The following is an 18,044-nucleotide window of genomic DNA, read 5'->3' on the forward strand; positions in this document are numbered from 1 at the left end:
CGCGTTCACTTGCCCGTTCACTTGCCCTCCTTGGCCAGGCGCAGCGCCAGCTGCTCGATGCGCGACGCCGTGCGCGCGTCGACGAGGGCCGGCAGCGCGTACAGGTCGCGCAGGCGGGTCCCCGCGCCGCCCTGGGCGCCGCGGCCCGCGCCGTGTCCGGCCTTGAGCGAGGATTGCAGCACCTCGACCTGCAATTTCAGGCGCTCGCGCGCGAATTCCAGACCGCTGTCGATGCCGGCGCCGATCTCCAGGCGCAGCAGGTCATGCAACAGCGTGGCGCGGTTGTCTTCCAGCTCGCGCGCATAGGCGGCCCTTGCTTCCGGACTGCCGAGCAGCGCGGCCAGGGCCGCGTCGAAACGGGTCCGGAGCACGCGTTCCATCTCGGCGTCGAGCGCCGGCAACGCGGTCCAGCGAGCCTCCCAGTCGGTGTCGAAGGCGGCGGCCGACGCGACGGCATCCTCGACCTCCTGCACGAGGCGCAGCTTGTCGCGCAACATGCCCGCCTGGGCGACGCCGGCGGCGCGGCGGGCCTGGTCGACATGCTGTTGAACGTGCGCCACGGCCGCGTGAAAGCGTTTTTCGACACGGGCCTCGTGGGCGCGCGGCACCGGGCCGATCGCCTGCCACTCCGCCTGCGCCTCGCGCAGCAGCTTGGCGGCCGCGGCCGGGGTGGCGTCGGCGGCGGCCGCTTCCAGCCGCGCGCTGATCGCTTCCTTGGCGGCCTCGTGGGCGCGGCGCTCGATGTCCGCTTCGTGCATCGTCTCCTTGCGGCGCTGGAACACGTCGTCGCACACGGCGCGGAAACGCTGCCACAGCGCCTGCTCGCTCTTGCGCTCGAGCGGCAGCGCGCGCGCATGCTCCTGCCAGCGCTGCTGCAGCGCGCGCATCGCGTCGATCGCATGGCGGTCGTGCGGATCGATGGCGGCCGCTTCCTCGATGATGGCTTCGCGCTCGGCCATTTCCGCCTTGCGCTGCTCTTCGAGCGGTCCCTGCAGCACGTTCAGCGCATCCGTGAACTGGGCATCCAGGCGTTTCTTTTCCTTGCGGTCGATGGCGCCCAGGTGGCTCCACGCGAGGCGCAGCCGCTGGACGGTGCCGGCCACGTGCTTCCATTCGGCGCTGCCGTCGCGCAGGCGCGCGATCTCGGCCTGCGCTTCGTCGACGAGCGCCTGGCCGCGCGCCGCGTTCGCATGACGCTCGTCGGCCAGGTGGCGGAAGTGGGCCGCGGCCGGCGCATAGGCGGCCGTGCAGGCGGCGTCGAAACGCTCCCACAAGCTCTTGGGCGCGGCGCCGGACAGGCTGTCGAGCGCCTTCCAGCGGTCGCGCATGCTGCCGACCTTCTTGGCCAGCTCGCTCATCGCCAGGTTTTGCGTGGACAGGGATTCGACCGTCTTGATGAGTTCTTCGCGCGACACGTTGCCGCCCCAGCGCGCCCAGTCGGACAGGCGCTTGAGCTCGGCACGCAGATGGGTCAGGCGGTCGGACTGGGCCGGACTCAGGCGCATGCCCTTTTCGCGCGCGTCCTTCAACGTCTTGTCGTGGTCGGCGGCGGCGCCCAGCGAACCCTGCTGCAAGGCCGCTTCCATCGCATCCATCGTATCGATGAAATGCTGGTCGGCGCCGCGCGGCTTGCTGTCCTTGCTGTCCTTGCTGTCCTTGCTGTCCTTGCTGTCCTTGCTGTCCTTGTTGTCCTTGTTGCCTTCCTTGCCGATCGCCTTGCCGCCGGCGTGACCGCCTTCCGGCGCTGGCGCGCGCGCTTCCTTCGGCTTGCGCGGCTCGGGCTGCGGCAGCGTGGCCAGCAAGGCGTCGAAGCGACGCTGCAGCTCGGCGGCCTCGTCCACCTGGGGCGGCGGCGGGAGGGCCTTCCATTCGCGCCGCAACGCCTCCGCGTTCAGTTCGGCAACGGGCCTGGCCTGCTGGGCGTCGAGGAACGCGCCGCGTGCCGCCAGCGCGGCCTGCCCCGCTTCCTGCACCTGCAAGCCGGCCCGCAGCTTCTGCATCTCGGTCGTGACCTCCGCCACGAGGGTGCGCGGCAGCGACGGATGCTCGGGCGAGCGCATGGCGGCGTCCTGTTCCTGCGCCAGCGCGTCGAGGCGCCGGGCCAGTTCGGCCGCGGACAGTCCGGCCGCGCCCAGCTGGCGCAACGCGGCCACGCGGTCGATCATGGCGCGCTGCAGGGCCACCTGCGCTTCCAGGCGCCGGGCCAGCGCGGCGCGCGCGGCCTGGAAGGCGGCATCGAGCTCGGGCGCGGAAATCACGGACCATTTGCGGTCCAGGTCGGCCACGTGGTTCGGCGTCAGCAAGGTATCCTTGAGGAGCGACTCGGCGTGCTCGACGGCGCCCTGGGCGCGCCGGTGCTCGGCCTCGCGGTGACGGTGCGCATCGAGGCGCGACTGCATCAGCTTGGCGACGCGGCGATCGGTATTGCGCATCGCGGTATGGACACGCTCGAGCTGCGCCGGGCTATGGACGAACTCGGCGGCGGAAAGCCGCAGTTCGGAAAATTCGCATTGGAGGATGAATTCCACCGCGGCGGCTTCGTCATCGCCGAGGCGGCTCAGCTTTTCAGCCTGGGCCGTACGTTGATGATTGGACGCCTGCGTGGAGGCGGATGCGGACGGTTCCGCTTGCGCCCCCGCTTGTGCTCCCTGCCCGGCCGGCTTGTCGCCGGGCTTGTCGCCCGGCCGCTTGAATAGGAACTCGAACATGATGAAATCGCACTTCCAAAATCGCCATCATAGCAAAGAACCCTGATGGCCCCGTAACGCCAGCCCTGGGCGTGCGAGCAACATGTTCGCCATCGCCTCTCGATCTCAGTGAGCGGCGGTCAGTATCTCGTGCCGGCGGCCGAATTCGGGCTGCAGCGGATCGCGCCCTTGGGCCGCCTGGCCGGCATGCCCGACCAGCTCGCGGCGCGGACGGCGCGGGTCGCCGCGGTGTTCCTGCGCATACGCATCGTGGGCCAGCATCTGGTTGGCGACCGCAAACCAGGCGTCGCCGCCGACCGCCGCCCGCGCCAGCGGGAACAGCTCGTGTTCCTCGCGCTCCAGCCGGCTGCGCAGCGCCGCGACGCAGCACTCGACGGCGTCGCAGAACACGTCGCGCGGCACCGGATGGTCGGCCGCGCCGACGCAGGCTTCGGCCGCGCCCATCGCGGCGGCCGCCTGGCCGCTGAGCCGTTCGAGCTCCGCCAGCAAGCCGTCGGCTGCCGCCGTGCTGCGGCGCAGGGCCGGCACGAGGAATTTGTCGAGCTTGCGCCAATGACAATTGTCATAGGCCTGGCGCAGGGTGGCGCACAGCTGCGCCGCCCGGCCGGCGGCCAGCGTGCTGAAGTCACCCGGCAGCGCGCTCAGTTCGTCGAGCAGCGACTGCAGGGCCGCGCGCACGGTCGTCTGTTCGACGGACAGGGCGACGAGGGTATAAGTCGATGTCAGCATTCGGTCTCCACCTTTTTCTCACGAGTGAGTTCCGCCCCATCAAAAACCGTCCGTCCGCCTGGCAAGCGCGGCGCGATGCAGAGTCCGTGGGAGCGTTGTTGACAGGCCTGTGGTGCTCTTGGGCATCGGCGTGCCCTATCGTTGTCATCGGCCTGAAGGAAGGTCTAGTGTAAGGAGGCCGGACGGGCACCTGTTTGATCTATGACAAATGGAGCTCTGCCCATTTTGCATGCCGATAGCGCCGCTAGGCTGCGGCCAGCGGGGCCGCGAGCGTCGGGTCCAGCGCGGCGGCCAGCGGCGCGGCAACCTCGGCCGGTTCCGCCTGCGTGAGCACGACCTGCGGGCAGCCATGCCAGCGCGCGCACCGGCCCAACGCGGCGGCCAGGTCGCGCACGAAGCGCTCGCTGACGCGCACGCCGGGCTCCAGCACGAGCGATTTCAGCTCGAACACGCCGGCCTTGCGATGCGCCTTGGCGTCGACGCGGCCGACGAGCGCCCCGCGCCGCAGCAGCGGCAACGTGAAATAGCCGTAGCGCCGCTTTGCGGCCGGCGTATAGCACTCCAGCCGGTAGTCGAAGCCGAACAGGTCGAGCGCCCGGCGGCGGTCCCAGACGATGGGATCGAACGGCGACAAGACGCTGGTCAGCGTCGCCTGCAGGGCGCCGCGCGCCGCCTGTTCGAGCAATCCGGCGTGGTCCGGGTGGACGTACACGGGCTCCTTCCACCCCTCGACACGGGCGCGCAGCAGCAGGCCTTCGTCGGCCAGCGCCTGCGGATCGAGGTGCGGCGGCTTCGTCCGGTGGTAGTCCGGGATCCAGGCCGCCTTCGCGACGCCCAGGGCGCGCACGGCCCGCAGCACGAACTCGCGCCGCGTCGCCTCGACCGGCGGCATGCGGGCATCAATCCACCCCGGCAGCACGCGCTCGGCCAGGTCGTACACGCGATGAAACTGTTGGCGGCGGGCGATCATCAGCCGGCCCGTCGTGAACAGGACTTCCAGCGCGCGCTTTTCCGGCTTCCATTCCCACCAGCCGCCGGCCTTGCCGTCGGTGCGCTCGAAGTCGGCCGAGCGCACCGGACCGCTCGCGCGGATGTGGGCCAGCACGCGCTCGACCTCGTCCCGGTGCGACGCCAGCCACGTCCCCGCGTACTTCCACCCGAGCGAGCCGGGATCGACCATCCGGTGCCGGTACAGGCCATAATCCTCGATCGGAATGAAGCACGCCTCGTGCGCCCAGTACTCGAACAGCCGGCCCTCGGCCAGCAACTGGTCGAGCCAGTAGGGATCGTAGTCGCCCAGGCGGCTCCACAGCACCAGATAGGGACTGCGCGCGACGACGCTGATGGTGTCGATCTGCAACACGCCCATGCGCCGGATCGCGGCCAGCACGTCGTCCTTCGTGGCGCGGGCGCGCTTCGCCTGCAGCATGCCCTGGGCCGCCAGGTGCAGGGATCGGGCGACAGCGGGAGTCAAAATTGGTTCGCTCATCCGCACATTCTAGTGACATCCCATCAACATTTGTACGGGTCGCCGAGAAAAAAGTACTGGTTTTTTTTACAGTATCCCGCCGTCTGCGCTATAGTTGGCGCCCTGGCTCAACCCTGTTGCGGATTTCCTAACGATCATGCGGCTGCTGCACACATCAGACTGGCACCTCGGCCAGACCCTGCACAATTTCGACCGGACCTACGAGCACCAGTGCTTCCTCGACTGGCTGCTCGACACGATCGTCGCCGAGGAAGCGGACGTCCTCCTGATCGCCGGCGATGTGTTCGACAACGCGAACCCGTCCGCCGCGTCGCAGCGCCAGCTGTACCGCTTCCTGCAGCAGGCGCGGGCGCGCTCGCCCCGGCTGGACATCGTCGTCATCGCCGGCAACCACGATTCGCCGGGCCGGCTCGAAGCGCCCGGGCCGCTGCTGGAAGCGCACGGTACGCGCGTCGTCGGCCACGTCACGCGCGACGCCGAAGGCAGCATCGACCTCGAACGTTTCATCGTGCCGCTGACCGGCGCGGACGGCCAGGTGCGGGCCTGGTGCGTGGCGATCCCGTTCCTGCGTCCCGGCGACGTGCCCCGCGTCGCCGCGCCGGCAACGGACGACGCGTTCGACGCCTACCTGGCCGGCATCCGGCTGCTCTACCAGCAGGCCTGCGAACTGGCGCGCGCGCGCGCCGGCGAGGGGCAGGCGATCCTGGCGATGGGCCATTGCCACATGGTCGGCGGCGACGCGTCGCCCGACTCCGAGCGGCGCATCGTCATCGGCGGCACCGAGGCCCTGCCCGCATCCATGTTCGGCCCGGACATCGCCTACGCGGCGCTGGGCCACCTGCACCTGGCCCAGCGCGTCGGACAGCAGGATCACCTGCGCTATTGCGGCAGTCCCCTCCCCCTGTCGTTCGCCGAAGTCGGCTACAAACACCAGGTGCTGCGCATCGACCTCGACGGCACGCGCGCCGCCGCCATCGCGCCCCTGCACGTGCCGCGCGCCGTCGAGCTGCTGCGCGTGCCGGCCAGCCCGGCGCCCGTCAAGCAGGCGATCGCGGAACTGGTCGCCCTCGACCTGCCGGACCTGCCGCGCGAGGCCTGGCCATATCTGGAAGTGCGCGTGCTGCTCGACGCGCCCGAGCCGGGCCTGCGTGCCCAGGTCGAGGCCGCGCTGGAAGGCAAGCCGGTGCGCCTGGCGAAGATCGAACCGACGCGCCGCGTCGCGACGACGGCCGGCGTGGAGCCGGCACTGAGCCTGGACCAGCTCGCGCAGCTGCAGCCGGACGATATCTTCCGCCTCCTGTGGCAGCAGCGCTTCGGCGACGATGCCCCGGACGATCAGTTGGCCGCGTTCACCGAGCTGCTGCTGCCGGCGGACGGCACCGCCAGGAACCGGGAGGCAGCCTAATGTCTTTGTCAAGCAAACTCGGTGGGCGTTGGATCGAAGGGGCGGCGGTAGGTGAGCATGGCCCACAGGACGTTCACACGCCGGCGCGCCAGCGCGATGATGGCCTGATGATGGCGCTTGCCCTCGCGCCGTTTTCGGTCGTAGAACTGGCGGCTGGCGGGACATCGCAGGGACGCGAAGGCGGATTGATAGAAGACGCGTTTGAGCCCCTTGTTGCCGCCCAGCGGGCGCTTGAGCCAACGCGTCTTGCCGGATTGTTTGAGCACGGGCGCGAGGCCGGCTGCAGCGGCCAGCGCGTCGCCGGATCGAAAGCGGCTGATCTGCCCAACCTCGGCGATGAATTCCGCCGTCATGATGGCCCCCATCCCGGGCAGGCTGCGGATGAGGGCCGCGTCAGGGTGGCGTCGCAACAATTCTTCGAGTTCGCCGTCGATCCGGTCAAGTCTGGCGACGGCTGCGAGAGACTCCTCGGCCAGTTCCTTGATCAACCGGCCCACGGTACGGCTGCCCGGCACGACGGTAGCTTGCCGCAGTGCCGCCGCCCGCGCAGCCATCGCCAGCTCTTGCCCACAGGTGCGCTTGCCGGTCGAACCCAACGCCGTCAGCAAATCGCTCAGGCTCAGAGTTCGAAACTCTTCCGGCGTGACAGCGCAGGCCAGCAGGCGCAAACCCATCTTCGTCGTCATGTCGATCCGGTGTTCAAGTTCAGGAAAAATACCGACCAGCAAATCATGCATGCGCGCGATGCGGCGGGTCTGCTCCTGCGTCAGGTCGGCCCGGTGCGACACCAGCAAACGGATTTCAATGTCCAGTTCAGTCTCAGCCACGACTGGGCGCAAGTCGCTCCGCGTCCGGACCTGGTCGGCAATGACGCGGGCATCACGCGGATCGCTTTTCGCTTCGCCGCCGACCGTTCCTTGGCGGGCACGGTTGACCGCCAGGCCCGGGATATGGACCAGCTCGACGCCGGCGTGCAGCAACACCGCCTGGGCAAAGGCTGCAATCCCGCCCAGCACATCAATGCCCACCCGGCAGGGCTGGGCAAGCTTGCTCAACTCCTCGACCAGCAGGGTCAAATCGACGGGCGTATTCATCACCTTCCGGTTCAACACTACCCTGCCAACGGAATCGACCGCACAGGCCCAATGGATTTCCTTGGCAATATCAATACCGACAAACGTGCTCATCAGTGGCCTCCCTTTTACGTGGCTCAGCCTTTCCTGATTGCCTGCCTCGCCCTACACAGCGATCGCTCGCATAGCCTAATCAGCGGTCAACAGGAAATAGCGGAACGGGGGGATGTGCCTCCTGAGCCATCGATGGCAGCCAGCATGAAAACCATCCCCGTCCGCAGCCGGACGCAATCTTGGACAATCGACATTCGGCACCGTTTGCACGGTACTGAGAAAGGTAGGGCCGCATGAAGATCCTGCGCATCGGCGGCAAGAACCTGGCCTCGCTGGCGGGCGAGTTCGAGGTGGACTTCGAGAGCGAACCGCTGGCGACCGCCGGCCTGTTCGCCATCAGCGGCCCGACCGGCGCCGGCAAGAGCACCCTGCTGGACGCCTTGTGCCTGGCCCTGTACGACGCGACCCCGCGCCTCATCAAGGGGCCGCGCGTGGGCAATTACCTGCCCGACGTCGGCGACGAAACGCTGTCCGTGGCCGACCGCCGCACCCTGATGCGGCGCGGCACGGCGGACGCCTTCGCCGAGGTCGATTTCGTCGGCAACGACGAGCAGCGCTACCGCGCGCGCTGGAGCGTGCGGCGCTCGCGCAACCGCGCCGCCGGCGCCCTGCAGCCGTCCACGATGAGCCTGCAGCAACTGCCCGGCCTGCAACCGCTGGGCGGCACCAAGACCGAGGTGCTGGCCGAGGTCGAGCGCCGCATCGGCCTGTCGTTCGAACAGTTCACCCGCTCCGTGCTGCTGGCGCAGAACGAGTTTTCCGCGTTCCTGCGCACCGACGACAACGAACGCGGCGAACTGCTCGAGACGCTGACGGGCAGCGCCGTCTACAGCGACATCTCGCGCCGCGCCTACGAGCGCTGGCGGCTGGAGCAGGAAGCCATGCGCCGCCTCACCGCGCGCCTGCAGGACCATGCACCGCTGAGCCCGGACGCACGGGCCGAACTCGACGCCGGGCACGCCGCCGCGCAAGCCACGCTGGCGGCTGCCGAAACGCGCCGGGCCGGTCTCGAGCGGCAACTGCGCTGGCACCAGGAGCTGGACCGCCTGCGTGCTGCCGAAGCCCAGGCGGACGGCGCGCTCGCGCACGCCCGCGCCGCGGTCGATGCGGCCTCCGAGCGCCGGCGCCGCCTGGCCACGCTGGACGCCGTGCAGCCGGCACGCGCCCTCGTGGCCGACCTGAACCGCCTCGCCGGCGAACAGCGCCAGGTGCAGGCGCAACTGGCCGCCAGCGAACACGACCTGGCACGCGCCCTCGACGCCCAGCAGCAGGCCGCGCGCGGCCTGATGGACGCGGAGCGCAAGCTGGAAGCGGCCGAGGATGCGCAGCGCGCCGCCGCCCCGCAACTGGACCGCGCGAAAGCCCTCGACGCCACGCTGGACACGCTGGCGCCGGCCCACGCCAAGGCCCGCGCGGCGCTGGACGGCATGCGCACGGAATCGACCCGGGCCCAGGCCGCCCTGCAGGCCAAGGCGGCCGAACTGGAGGCAAGCCGGCGCGCCCTGCACGACACGGGCGCCTGGCTCGCCGCGCACGGCAGTCGCGCGTCGCAGGCCACGCAATGGACGCGCTGGGACCAGCGCCTGGCCCAGGCCGAGCAGGCCGCGCGCCAGGACGGCGCCAGCGCCCGGGCACTGGATGACGCCAGGGCCGGCGCCGAGCAGGCCGCGGCCATGGCCCAGCGCACGGCGCACGCACTGGCCGCGTCGATCGAACTGCTCGACGTGCACGAGGCCGCGCGCCGCCATGCGACCGAGGCGCTGGACGGCATCGACGCCGACGCCCTGCGCGCGGAACGCCGCACGCTCGACAAGCGGCGCGAACACCTCGCTTCGCTCGACCACACGTGGCAGGCGCTGCGTACCAACCGCGGCCGCCTGGCCGACCTCGACGCGCAGGCGGCCCAGGCCTCGCAGGCGCGTACGGGCGCGCACGAGGGCCTCGACGCGGCACGCGGCGCCGGCATCGCGCTGGACGCGGCCGTGGCCCAGGCCGAACGCATGCTCAAGGCGGCCCAGCTGGCCTGCGCCGACGGCGTCGAAAAACTCCGCGCCACGCTCGTGGACGGCGACGCCTGTCCCGTGTGCGGTGGCACCGAACATCCTTACCGCCACCAGGACGACCGGCTGCACGCCGTCCTCGACAACCTGTCCGCCGAGCTGGCCGGGCGCCGCGCCGAGCAGCGCGCCAACGTCGACCGGCAGGCCGGCCAGCGCGCGGCGTTCGACGCGGCCGGCGAACGGCTGGCGACGCTGGCGCGCGAGCGCGACGGGCTGTGCGCCGCGCTCGCCCAGCTGGATGCCGAATGGGCCGACAATCCGCTCGCGGCCGAAGCCCCGGACGACGACGGCCTCGACGCCCGCGGGCGCTGGCTGGCGGCCGAACTGGCCGCGCTGCGCACGTCCTACGAAAGCCTGGAAACGCGCGACGCCGACCTGCGCCGCGCCGTGCTGGCGCGCGATGCCGCCCAGCAGGCCTGGGACCATGCCAACCGTGAACACGCGCGCCTGCTCGACGCGGCCCAGACGGCCCAGGGCACGCTGGCCCGGCTGGATGCCGAGATCGCGGCGCTGGCCGCGCGGCGCGAAGCTGCCGCCGCCGCGCTGGCCGAGCTGCTGGCCGAACTCGATCCGGTGCTGGCCGAGGCTTGCGGCGACGGCTGGCAGGACCATTGGCAGCGCGATCCGGCCGGCTGGCGCGAGGCCCGCGCCGAGGAAGCCCGCGAGTGGAACGACCAGGCCGCGCGCCAGGCCCGGCTGCAGGGCGCCATCGGCACCCTCGAGGCCGAACACGCGGCGCTGGCAACGCGCGTGCAGCACGCCGCCGAACGCCTCGCGGAAGCGGACGGCGAATTCGCCCGCCTGGACGCGGAACTGGCCGCGCGCCGCACGGAGCGCGGGGAACTGTTCGAAGGCCGTGCCGCGCGCGACGTCGAACAGTTGCACGCCGCCGCGGTGAGCGCCGCGCGCAACGCATTGAACGCATGCCAGGCGGCGAGCCTGCAGGCGGCCCAGGCGGAAGCGCGGGTGCGCGCCGCGCAAACCCAGGCCGCCGCGCGCATCACCGACCTGCAAGGCGAACTGGCCGATGCCGGCGAGCGCCTGGCGCTGTGGATCCAGGAATTCGACGGCAGCGACCCGGCGCTGGAGAGCGTATCCAACGAACAGCAACTGGCCGCCCTGCTCCAGGTCGGCGCCGGCTGGATTGCCCAGGAGCGCGCCGTCCTGCAGGAACTGGACACGGCCGTGCGCCAGGCGACGGCCGTGCTGGCCGAACGCCGCACGCAGCGCGAGCAGCACGAAAGCGTACGCGAGGAGGCGGTGCCGGCGGGTACGGAGGCGAACGCGGACGACGCACAACCCGATGCGGACGGGGATCGCGAGGCGGCCGAGGCCGTGCCGGCCTTCACGCAGGCACCGCCGCACGACGTCGACACGGTCGCCGCCGCACTGCGCCGTGCCCAGGCCGAACGCGATGCGGCGCACGAGTCGGCCGCCGGCCTGGCCATGCGCATCCGCGAGGACGAGCAGCGCCGCGAACGGGCACGCTCGATGATGGCGGAGATCGAACGCCAGCGAGCCGTCGAAGACCGGTGGGCGAAGCTGGCGGAGCTGATCGGCTCGGCCGACGGCAAGAAATTCCGCAACTACGCCCAGCAATTCACGCTCGACGTACTGCTCGGCTATGCCAACACCCACCTCGCGCAACTGGCGCGGCGCTACCGGCTGGAGCGCGTCGTCAACATGGCCGGTCCGTCGCTCGCGCTGATGGTGCGCGACCAGGACATGGGCGGCGAAGTGCGCTCCGTGAATTCGCTGTCGGGCGGCGAATCGTTCCTCGTCTCGCTGGCGCTCGCGCTGGGCCTGGCGTCGCTGTCGTCGAATCGCGTCAAGGTGGAGTCCCTGTTCATCGACGAGGGGTTCGGCAGCCTGGACAGCGACACGCTGGGCGTGGCGATGGATGCGCTGGACGCGCTGCAATCGCTGGGCCGCAAGGTCGGCGTGATCTCGCACGTGCAGGAAATGACGGAGCGGATCGCCACCAAGGTACTCGTGCGCCCGGCGGGTGGCGGCAGCAGCGCCGTGACGGTGCAATGCTAAAATGCGCGCCTTCCATTGACCCGTTGTTCTTACTCATCATGTCCAAACCCGCCCGCTTCCTGACCTTCAAGTGCGCCAAATGCGCCAAGCCGGTCAAGCTCACCCTGCAAAAAGTGTCCGCCTGCTCGCACGTCCAGCCCTACCAGGGCATTTGCGAATGCGGCGAGATCAAGCGCCACGCGACCGGCAACCCCGATGCGGTGAAATCCTTCGTCGAGTCGAACGAACTCCACTGGCATCACCACCACTGATCGGAACGGCGATGACGACTCACGACGGCGCGGCGCGCATCCACTGGATCGAACACGGCGAGGAACGCTCGGCGCACTGGCGCTCGGAAAGCGGCTGGCCGGCGCCCCGCAAGGTCGTGCTCGCCGACGACACGATGAATGCCGACACGGCCTGGCGTCTCGCGCTGGACGGCACCGCGCTGCTGTGGCGCGGCGACTTCCAGAACGCGCGCCAGTTGCTGCAGGCGCTCGTGCGCCGCGTCGACCACAAGGGCCCGCGGGCCCGGCGCGCCAAGCCCGGCAAGGCCGCCACGTCGCTCACCGAACAATTCCACCGCCACCGCCTCGCGCAACTGCAGCGCGCACGCACGCTGGCAATGCTCCTGGTCCCGTTCGATGCCGGCCACGCGATTCCGCTGCGCCGGGCGCCCGACGTGCACGAGGCGTGCACGGAAGCGTATGGGCCGGCGGCCGAGCCGTACGTGGCGTCGCTGCGCGAACTGCTGGGCGTGATCGGCGCGCACGAATGGCGCCGCAAGGGCGTGTTCATCCCGGCCCTCGACGAGCGTATCCACCCCTGGTACGGCGTGTTCTCGCCCGTGCGCGGCGAATACGTCGAGCTCGTCGCGCAGGCGCCGCTGCCGGCGGACGCCAAGCTCGCGTTCGACATCGGCGCCGGCACCGGCGTGCTGTCGGCCGTGCTGGCGCACCGCGGCCTGCAAGGCGTGCTCGCCACCGACATGGACGAGCGCGCACTCGGCTGCGCCCGCGCCAACGTCGAGCGCCTCGGCCTCGCCGGGCAGGTGGAAGTCGTGCGGGCCGACCTGTATCCCGAGGGCAGCGCCGACCTCGTCGTCTGCAATCCGCCCTGGCTGCCGGGCAAGCCGAGTTCCGCCATCGAATACGCCGTCTACGATCCGGACAGCCGCATGCTCAGGGGCTTTCTCGCCGGACTGAAGGCGCATCTGCGCGCCAATGGCGAAGGCTGGCTCATCCTGTCCGACCTGGCCGAGCACCTGGGTCTGCGTTCGCGCGATCAATTGCTCGGCTGGATAAGCGATGCGGGCCTGGACGTCACCGGCCGCCATGACATCCGTCCCACGCATGCCAAGGCCAGCGATCCCGACGATCCCCTGGCGGCGGCGCGCATGGCCGAGGTGACGTCGCTGTGGCGCCTGCGCGCGGCATGAATGCGGTACGGGCGTGGCCGGAGCGCCGCGTGCGCACGTGCCGGATGACGGGCGTGGCCGAAGCGCCATGCGCAAACGCCGGATGACGCGCGCGGCCGAACGCCGTGTACGCACGCGCCGAATGAGCAACTGTGCAACCCGATTTGCGCTTCGGCGCCGAACCGGTTAAAATAGCGTTCTCAGACGCGGGGTGGAGCAGTCTGGCAGCTCGTCGGGCTCATAACCCGAAGGTCACAGGTTCAAATCCTGTCCCCGCAACCAAATACCGTAACAACAAGCCCGACTCTTGCAGCCGGGCTTTTGTTTTCTGGGCCAGTGCAGCGCATGAGAGACAAGAAAGACAACGCGACCTTCGACCTGCCCGGCTTCGAGCCGGCGCCGCACGACGATACCGCCGCTGTCTCTGCCGCTGCGCCGTTCGATCCTTCCGCCGACCCTGCGCCGGCACCCAAACGCACCCGCGCGCGGCGCACGTTGCCGAAGCAGGAACAACTGATGCTGGTCGACCTGGCGCACACGGATGCGACCGGTCTGCCGGTCTGGAAACACGATCCCGATCTCGACCTGACCGGCTTGCCTGTCTGGAAGCCGGCGGCCTGAGCGGCAACCAAACGCCGCCCGACGCGGCAAACCAACCGCCGCGCTCGGGCGCGGCCGACGACATGTCCGACACCGCCTTTTCCTCGCTGCTGCTGGCAGCTCCCTTCCTGGCCAACCTGGACCAGCTCGGCTATAAACAGATGACGCCCGTGCAGGCGGCCACGCTCCCGCTGGCCCTCGAAGGCCGCGACCTGATCGCGCAGGCAAAGACGGGCAGCGGCAAGACGGCCGCGTTCGGCATCGGCATGCTGCTGAAACTGAATCCGACCCTGTTCGCCGTGCAGGGCCTCGTCATGTGCCCGACGCGCGAGCTGGCCGACCAGGTCGCGAACGAGCTGCGCCGGCTGGCGCGCGGCATCGGCAACGTCAAGGTCGTCGTGCTGACGGGCGGCATCCCGATGCGGCCGCAGATCGCCAGCCTGGAATTCGGCGCGCACATCGTCGTCGGCACGCCAGGGCGCATCCGCGATCACCTGCAGCGCGGCACGCTCGACCTCGCGCGCCTGCGCACCCTCGTGCTGGACGAAGCCGACCGGATGACCGACATGGGGTTCTACGACGAGATCGCCGCGATCGTGCACGCCTGCCCCGCGCATCGCCAGACCTTGCTGTTCTCCGCGACCTATCCCGACGACATCCGCGTCGCCACCGCACGCTTCCTGCGCGATCCGCTCGACGTGGCGGTCGACACCGCGCACGCGCCGGCCCGCATCGAGCAACGCTTCTACGAGATCGGCTTCGACGGGCGCGTGGATGCCGTGGCGCAGTTGCTGCGGCATCACCGGCCCGAGTCCGCGATCGCGTTCTGCAACACGAAGGCGCGCTGCCGCGAGGTGGCCGACGCGCTGCGCGAGCGCGGCTTTTCCGCGCTGGCCCTGTACGGCGAAATGGAACAACGCGAGCGCGACGAGACGCTCGTGCGCTTCGCCAACCGCAGTTGCGCGGTGCTCGTCGCCACCGACGTCGCGGCGCGCGGCATCGATATCGCCGGGCTGGCAGCGGTCATCAACGTGGACGTCTCCAAGGACCCGGAAGTGCACGTGCACCGCGTCGGCAGGACGGGACGCGCGGGCGCGGCCGGCCTGGCGCTGTCGCTGTGCGCGCCGAACGAAAAACGCTGGGTCCGGCTGATCGAGGACGCGCAGGGCTTCACGGCCGAGTGGCACGCCCTCGCCGAGCTTGGCGACGATGCCGACGCTGTGGTCGATCCGGCGCCGATGGTGACGCTGTGCGTGTCGGGCGGCAAGAAGGACAAGCTGCGGCCCGGCGACCTGCTGGGCGCGCTGACCGGCGATGCGGGCTTGCTGAAGGAACAGGTCGGCAAGATCAATATCTTCGAATTCGTCAGCTACGTCGCGCTCGACCGCCGCATCGCGCACCAGGCATTCGACCGGCTGAACGACGGCAATCCGCTGGGCCCGGATTTCGGCGTCATCAAGGGCCGCAACTTCAAGATGCGCTTCATCGAAGACTGAGCCAGGGCCGCCTGCGCGGCCGGCCACTTTGTAACATTTGTAACAGGCGCGCACGGTTGAGCAGAGCGCGGGGCATGGGACCTCCAAATCTGGCATGATTTTGCCAAGCCCATGCCTTAGCAAAATGACCAGCCTAACTACCATCGGACCGGAGCAGCATCACCTCGAAGGCCGCACCGTCAGGGACATCGTCGAATACAGTCCCGAGCAGGTCAACGAGGTCTGGTGCCGCAAGATCTTCCGCCAGATCCTGCAGTCGCTCGAATTGCAGTACGCGATGCACATGCCGCATCGCGCCATCACGCCCGACACGATCGTGTTCCACGAAAATGGCGAGCCCCTGCTCATCCCCACCGACGTCGGCCCGCCGGACGCGCAGGAGAGCGACGACCTGAACGCGCTGGCGCGCATCGTCCATTACGCGATCACGCACGAGCTCGCGCCCGCCGGACCGCTGGCAGGCCGGGCGGAGGGCTATAGCGACTCCCTCGTCACGGCCGTGGACCGCTGCATGGATCCCGACCCGGCGCGCCGTCCGCGCAGCATCGGGGAATTGCGCGACCTGCTCGGCATCGTCCCGCTCGGGCCGGCCGTGGGCGCCGCGGCGGTACCGCACATGCACGCGGCACCGGACGCCGTCGCGCCGCAGCCGGGCCCCGCAGATCCACCTGCCGTCGCGCCTGACGCCGGCACCCTGCGTGCGGCGGCGTCCGGCGGCGCCGGCCTGCCCGCCTTCATGCAGGGCGCCGAACGGCCGCGCCGGGCATTCAGCCTGAGCCGCTGGCAACGCTGGGCCGTCGCGGCGGGCGGCGGCGCGGTCCTCGTCGCGCTCGTCGTCACCATGTTCGCCGAGATGCGCGACACGGGCTCCTTCGACCACATCGTGCTGACCCTGCCGCAGCAAGGCGACGGGACACGCGCCGCAGACAACGGTCCCAATCCGGCAGGCAGCGCGACGGAAAGCAGCGCGGGCTATCCCGCCTCGGCGCCCCAGGCATCGGTGGCGCCCGACGCGAACGCGGCCGGCCCCACCGCCGACGGCGCCGCCGCGGCGCCGGCGGCCGCCCTGGCAGCTGCCGGCGCGCAAGACCGCCCGCTGCCTGCGAGCCGCCTGCCGGGCGTCGTCGTGACGCCGAACGGCAATCTGTACAGGCTGCAAATCCAGCCCTGGGGCATCGTCTACGTGGATGGCGTCGACCGCGGCGTCAGCCCGCCCGTCAAACGCCTCGTGCTGACGCCCGGCCGCCACGCGATCCGCGTCACGAACCCGAATTTCCACGACCGCGTGCTCGAGGTCGACACGGCGAGCGGCGATGGCCTGATCGGCGTCGACTTCAACGACGAGTCCCGATGACCGCCCGGAGACCCATGACTATCCAGCGCCCCGCCCGTCCCCTCGTCCACGCCGTGCTGCTGGCCGTCACGGCCGCCCTGCTCGGCGGGTGCGCCGACTTTCCCGGCTTCGACAGGAAACCGGCGCGCACGCCCAGCCATCCGAAGGCGGTCGCGCCGGTGGAACGGGAGGCGCCGCCGCCGCGCGAACCGCCGTCGCGTCCCAGGGAAAGGCCGCGCGACCGCGACCGCGACGAGACGCCGGCCCCAAGCGCCGGCTTGCAGGAAGGCATCCGCCTGTACAACGACGGCGATTACAACGGCGCGATCCGGCGCCTGTCCGCGCGCGACGTCAACAACGGCCCGCTCGCCACGCGCCTCACGGCCCTGAAATACATGGCCTTCAGCTATTGCGTGACGTCGCGGCCGGGCCCGTGCCGGCAGGCGTTCGACCGCGCGTTGCGGCTCGATCCGTCGTTCGACCTGGCGCCGGGCGAGCACGGCCATCCGCTGTGGGGGCCCGTGTTCACCAAGGCCAAACAGGCGGCCACGCCGCGCTGACCGCGGCCGGCCCCGGACCGCGCGCCACATGAGCACCGTGCCCGCCCACTGCGACCGCCCGCTGGCCGACAGCACCCCGGCCAGCGGCCATGCCGCGCATCCGAACCTCGTGCTGGCCACGTCGATCCTGGCCAGCAGCCTCGCGTTCATCGACGGCTCGGTCGTCAACGTGGGCCTGTCCGCCATCGGCCACGACCTGGGCGGTGCGGGCGCGAACCTGTCGTGGGTGGTCAGCGGCTATCTCTTGCCGCTGAGTTCCCTGTTACTGCTGGGCGGCGCCGCCGGCGACCGCTACGGCCGGCGCCGCATCCTGCTTGCCGGCATCGCGGCGTTCGCGCTCGCCTCGCTGCTGTGCGCGTGGGCGCCACGCCTGTGGCTGCTCGTCGGCGGGCGCGTGCTGCAGGGCGTCGGCGCCGCCCTGCTGCTGCCGAACAGCCTCGCCATCCTCGGCGCCACATTCGAAGGCAAGGCGCGCGGCCGCGCGATCGGGATCTGGGCCGCGGCCGGCGCCGCCGCGGGCGCCATCGGGCCGCTGCTCGGCGGCTGGCTGATCGACACGGTTGGCTGGCGCGCCGTCTTTTACATCAACCTGCCCATCGCGGCGCTGGCGATGCTGCTCGGCTGGCGCTACGTGCGCGTGCCGCGCGGCGACAAGCCGGTCGCGCTCGATCCGGCCGGGGCCCTGCTGGCCAGCGCCGGCCTCGGCTGCCTGACGTGGGGACTGGCCGCCGCCTCGGCCGACAAGGGCGTGACGACGACGTCCAGCCTGGCGATGGCGGCCGGCGTCGTCGTCCTGCTCGCGTTCCTGTGGGTCGAGCGGCGCGCCGGCGACAAGGCCATGCTGCCGCTGAAACTGTTCGGGTCGCACGGTTTCTCCGGCCTGAACCTGATGACGTTCCTGCTGTACGGCGCGCTGGGCGCGCTGATGCTGCTCGTGCCCTATGTGCTGATCCAGGCCCTGCACTACACGGCCAAGCAGGCGGGCGCGGCGCTGCTGCCGTTCCCGATCGTCCTGGCGATCGGCTCGCCGCTGATGGG

Annotated in this window: 13 protein-coding genes and 1 tRNA gene; 10 read left to right on the forward strand and 4 right to left on the reverse strand. The window is 70.5% G+C overall.

The window, feature by feature from the left end; all coding sequences use genetic code 11:
• Window positions 1-17: 17 nt before the first annotated feature.
• From ASC93_RS02075 to ASC93_RS02085, 3 genes are all read right to left on the reverse strand, one after another.
• On the reverse strand, window positions 18-2,708 hold the full coding sequence (locus ASC93_RS02075; RefSeq protein ID WP_056436171.1) for a DUF349 domain-containing protein: 2,691 nt from the start codon (window positions 2,706-2,708) through the stop codon (window positions 18-20).
• A gap of 105 nt (window positions 2,709-2,813) precedes the next feature.
• The gene (locus tag ASC93_RS02080) at window positions 2,814-3,437 is read right to left on the reverse strand and encodes a hemerythrin domain-containing protein (RefSeq protein WP_056436173.1); all 624 of its coding nucleotides are present in this window, start codon (window positions 3,435-3,437) and stop codon (window positions 2,814-2,816) included.
• A 244-nt stretch (window positions 3,438-3,681) separates the two neighbouring features.
• Entirely contained in the window at window positions 3,682-4,926 is a 1,245-nt protein-coding gene (locus ASC93_RS02085; protein WP_056436177.1) for a winged helix-turn-helix domain-containing protein, read from the reverse strand.
• A 136-nt stretch (window positions 4,927-5,062) separates the two neighbouring features.
• Here ASC93_RS02085 and ASC93_RS02090 point away from each other — a divergent pair, with 136 nt between their 5' ends.
• Complete coding sequence (locus ASC93_RS02090; protein ID WP_056436180.1) at window positions 5,063-6,331, forward strand: exonuclease SbcCD subunit D C-terminal domain-containing protein; 1,269 nt, start codon at window positions 5,063-5,065, stop codon at window positions 6,329-6,331.
• An 8-nt stretch (window positions 6,332-6,339) separates the two neighbouring features.
• Here the strand turns inward: ASC93_RS02090 and ASC93_RS02095 are convergent, their stop codons facing one another.
• A complete protein-coding gene (locus tag ASC93_RS02095; RefSeq protein ID WP_056436183.1) occupies window positions 6,340-7,518 on the reverse strand; it encodes an IS110 family transposase in 1,179 nt (392 codons plus the stop codon).
• 233 nt (window positions 7,519-7,751) lie between these two features.
• Here ASC93_RS02095 and ASC93_RS02100 point away from each other — a divergent pair, with 233 nt between their 5' ends.
• From ASC93_RS02100 to ASC93_RS02140, 9 genes are all read left to right on the forward strand, one after another.
• Window positions 7,752-11,618 (forward strand): AAA family ATPase, encoded by a 3,867-nt coding sequence (locus ASC93_RS02100; protein WP_056436186.1) that lies wholly within the window; start codon window positions 7,752-7,754, stop codon window positions 11,616-11,618.
• Between the two features lie 38 nt (window positions 11,619-11,656).
• On the forward strand, window positions 11,657-11,869 hold the full coding sequence (locus ASC93_RS02105) for a hypothetical protein (RefSeq protein WP_056436912.1): 213 nt from the start codon (window positions 11,657-11,659) through the stop codon (window positions 11,867-11,869).
• 11 nt (window positions 11,870-11,880) lie between these two features.
• Window positions 11,881-13,038, forward strand: coding sequence for a class I SAM-dependent methyltransferase (locus ASC93_RS02110; RefSeq protein ID WP_056436187.1), 1,158 nt, complete (start codon window positions 11,881-11,883; stop codon window positions 13,036-13,038).
• Window positions 13,039-13,222: 184 nt separating this feature from the next.
• Window positions 13,223-13,299 (forward strand) — tRNA-Met (locus ASC93_RS02115).
• 63 nt (window positions 13,300-13,362) lie between these two features.
• Window positions 13,363-13,638: a hypothetical protein gene (locus tag ASC93_RS02120; protein WP_056436190.1), complete on the forward strand. Its 276-nt coding sequence runs from the start codon at window positions 13,363-13,365 to the stop codon at window positions 13,636-13,638.
• Window positions 13,639-13,700: 62 nt separating this feature from the next.
• The gene (dbpA, locus tag ASC93_RS02125) at window positions 13,701-15,113 is read left to right on the forward strand and encodes an ATP-dependent RNA helicase DbpA (RefSeq protein WP_056436193.1); all 1,413 of its coding nucleotides are present in this window, start codon (window positions 13,701-13,703) and stop codon (window positions 15,111-15,113) included.
• A 124-nt stretch (window positions 15,114-15,237) separates the two neighbouring features.
• The gene (locus ASC93_RS02130) at window positions 15,238-16,467 is read left to right on the forward strand and encodes a hypothetical protein (protein ID WP_056436196.1); all 1,230 of its coding nucleotides are present in this window, start codon (window positions 15,238-15,240) and stop codon (window positions 16,465-16,467) included.
• Between the two features lie 14 nt (window positions 16,468-16,481).
• Window positions 16,482-17,006 (forward strand): TssQ family T6SS-associated lipoprotein, encoded by a 525-nt coding sequence (locus ASC93_RS02135; protein WP_056436199.1) that lies wholly within the window; start codon window positions 16,482-16,484, stop codon window positions 17,004-17,006.
• A gap of 28 nt (window positions 17,007-17,034) precedes the next feature.
• Window positions 17,035-18,044, forward strand: a 1,010-nt coding sequence (locus tag ASC93_RS02140) for an MFS transporter (protein ID WP_229412572.1), incomplete at its 3' end; no start/stop codon positions are given.

This window comes from Massilia sp. Root335 (genome assembly GCF_001425685.1).
GTDB classification, from domain to species: domain Bacteria; phylum Pseudomonadota; class Gammaproteobacteria; order Burkholderiales; family Burkholderiaceae_D; genus Telluria; species Telluria luteola.

What these genes read in the sequence shown, in the direction of transcription:
- ASC93_RS02105 (WP_056436912.1), top strand. Translation starts at nt 11,657, where the DNA reads ATGTCCAAACCCGCCCGCTTCCTGACCTTCAAGTGCGCCAAATGCGCC.
- ASC93_RS02095 (WP_056436183.1), bottom strand. Translation starts at nt 7,518, where the DNA reads ATGAGCACGTTTGTCGGTATTGATATTGCCAAGGAAATCCATTGGGCC.
- dbpA (WP_056436193.1), top strand. Translation starts at nt 13,701, where the DNA reads ATGTCCGACACCGCCTTTTCCTCGCTGCTGCTGGCAGCTCCCTTCCTG.
- ASC93_RS02075 (WP_056436171.1), bottom strand. Translation starts at nt 2,708, where the DNA reads ATGTTCGAGTTCCTATTCAAGCGGCCGGGCGACAAGCCCGGCGACAAG.
- ASC93_RS02130 (WP_056436196.1), top strand. Translation starts at nt 15,238, where the DNA reads ATGACCAGCCTAACTACCATCGGACCGGAGCAGCATCACCTCGAAGGC.
- ASC93_RS02090 (WP_056436180.1), top strand. Translation starts at nt 5,063, where the DNA reads ATGCGGCTGCTGCACACATCAGACTGGCACCTCGGCCAGACCCTGCAC.
- ASC93_RS02135 (WP_056436199.1), top strand. Translation starts at nt 16,482, where the DNA reads ATGACTATCCAGCGCCCCGCCCGTCCCCTCGTCCACGCCGTGCTGCTG.
- ASC93_RS02110 (WP_056436187.1), top strand. Translation starts at nt 11,881, where the DNA reads ATGACGACTCACGACGGCGCGGCGCGCATCCACTGGATCGAACACGGC.
- ASC93_RS02085 (WP_056436177.1), bottom strand. Translation starts at nt 4,926, where the DNA reads ATGAGCGAACCAATTTTGACTCCCGCTGTCGCCCGATCCCTGCACCTG.
- ASC93_RS02100 (WP_056436186.1), top strand. Translation starts at nt 7,752, where the DNA reads ATGAAGATCCTGCGCATCGGCGGCAAGAACCTGGCCTCGCTGGCGGGC.
- ASC93_RS02120 (WP_056436190.1), top strand. Translation starts at nt 13,363, where the DNA reads ATGAGAGACAAGAAAGACAACGCGACCTTCGACCTGCCCGGCTTCGAG.
- ASC93_RS02080 (WP_056436173.1), bottom strand. Translation starts at nt 3,437, where the DNA reads ATGCTGACATCGACTTATACCCTCGTCGCCCTGTCCGTCGAACAGACG.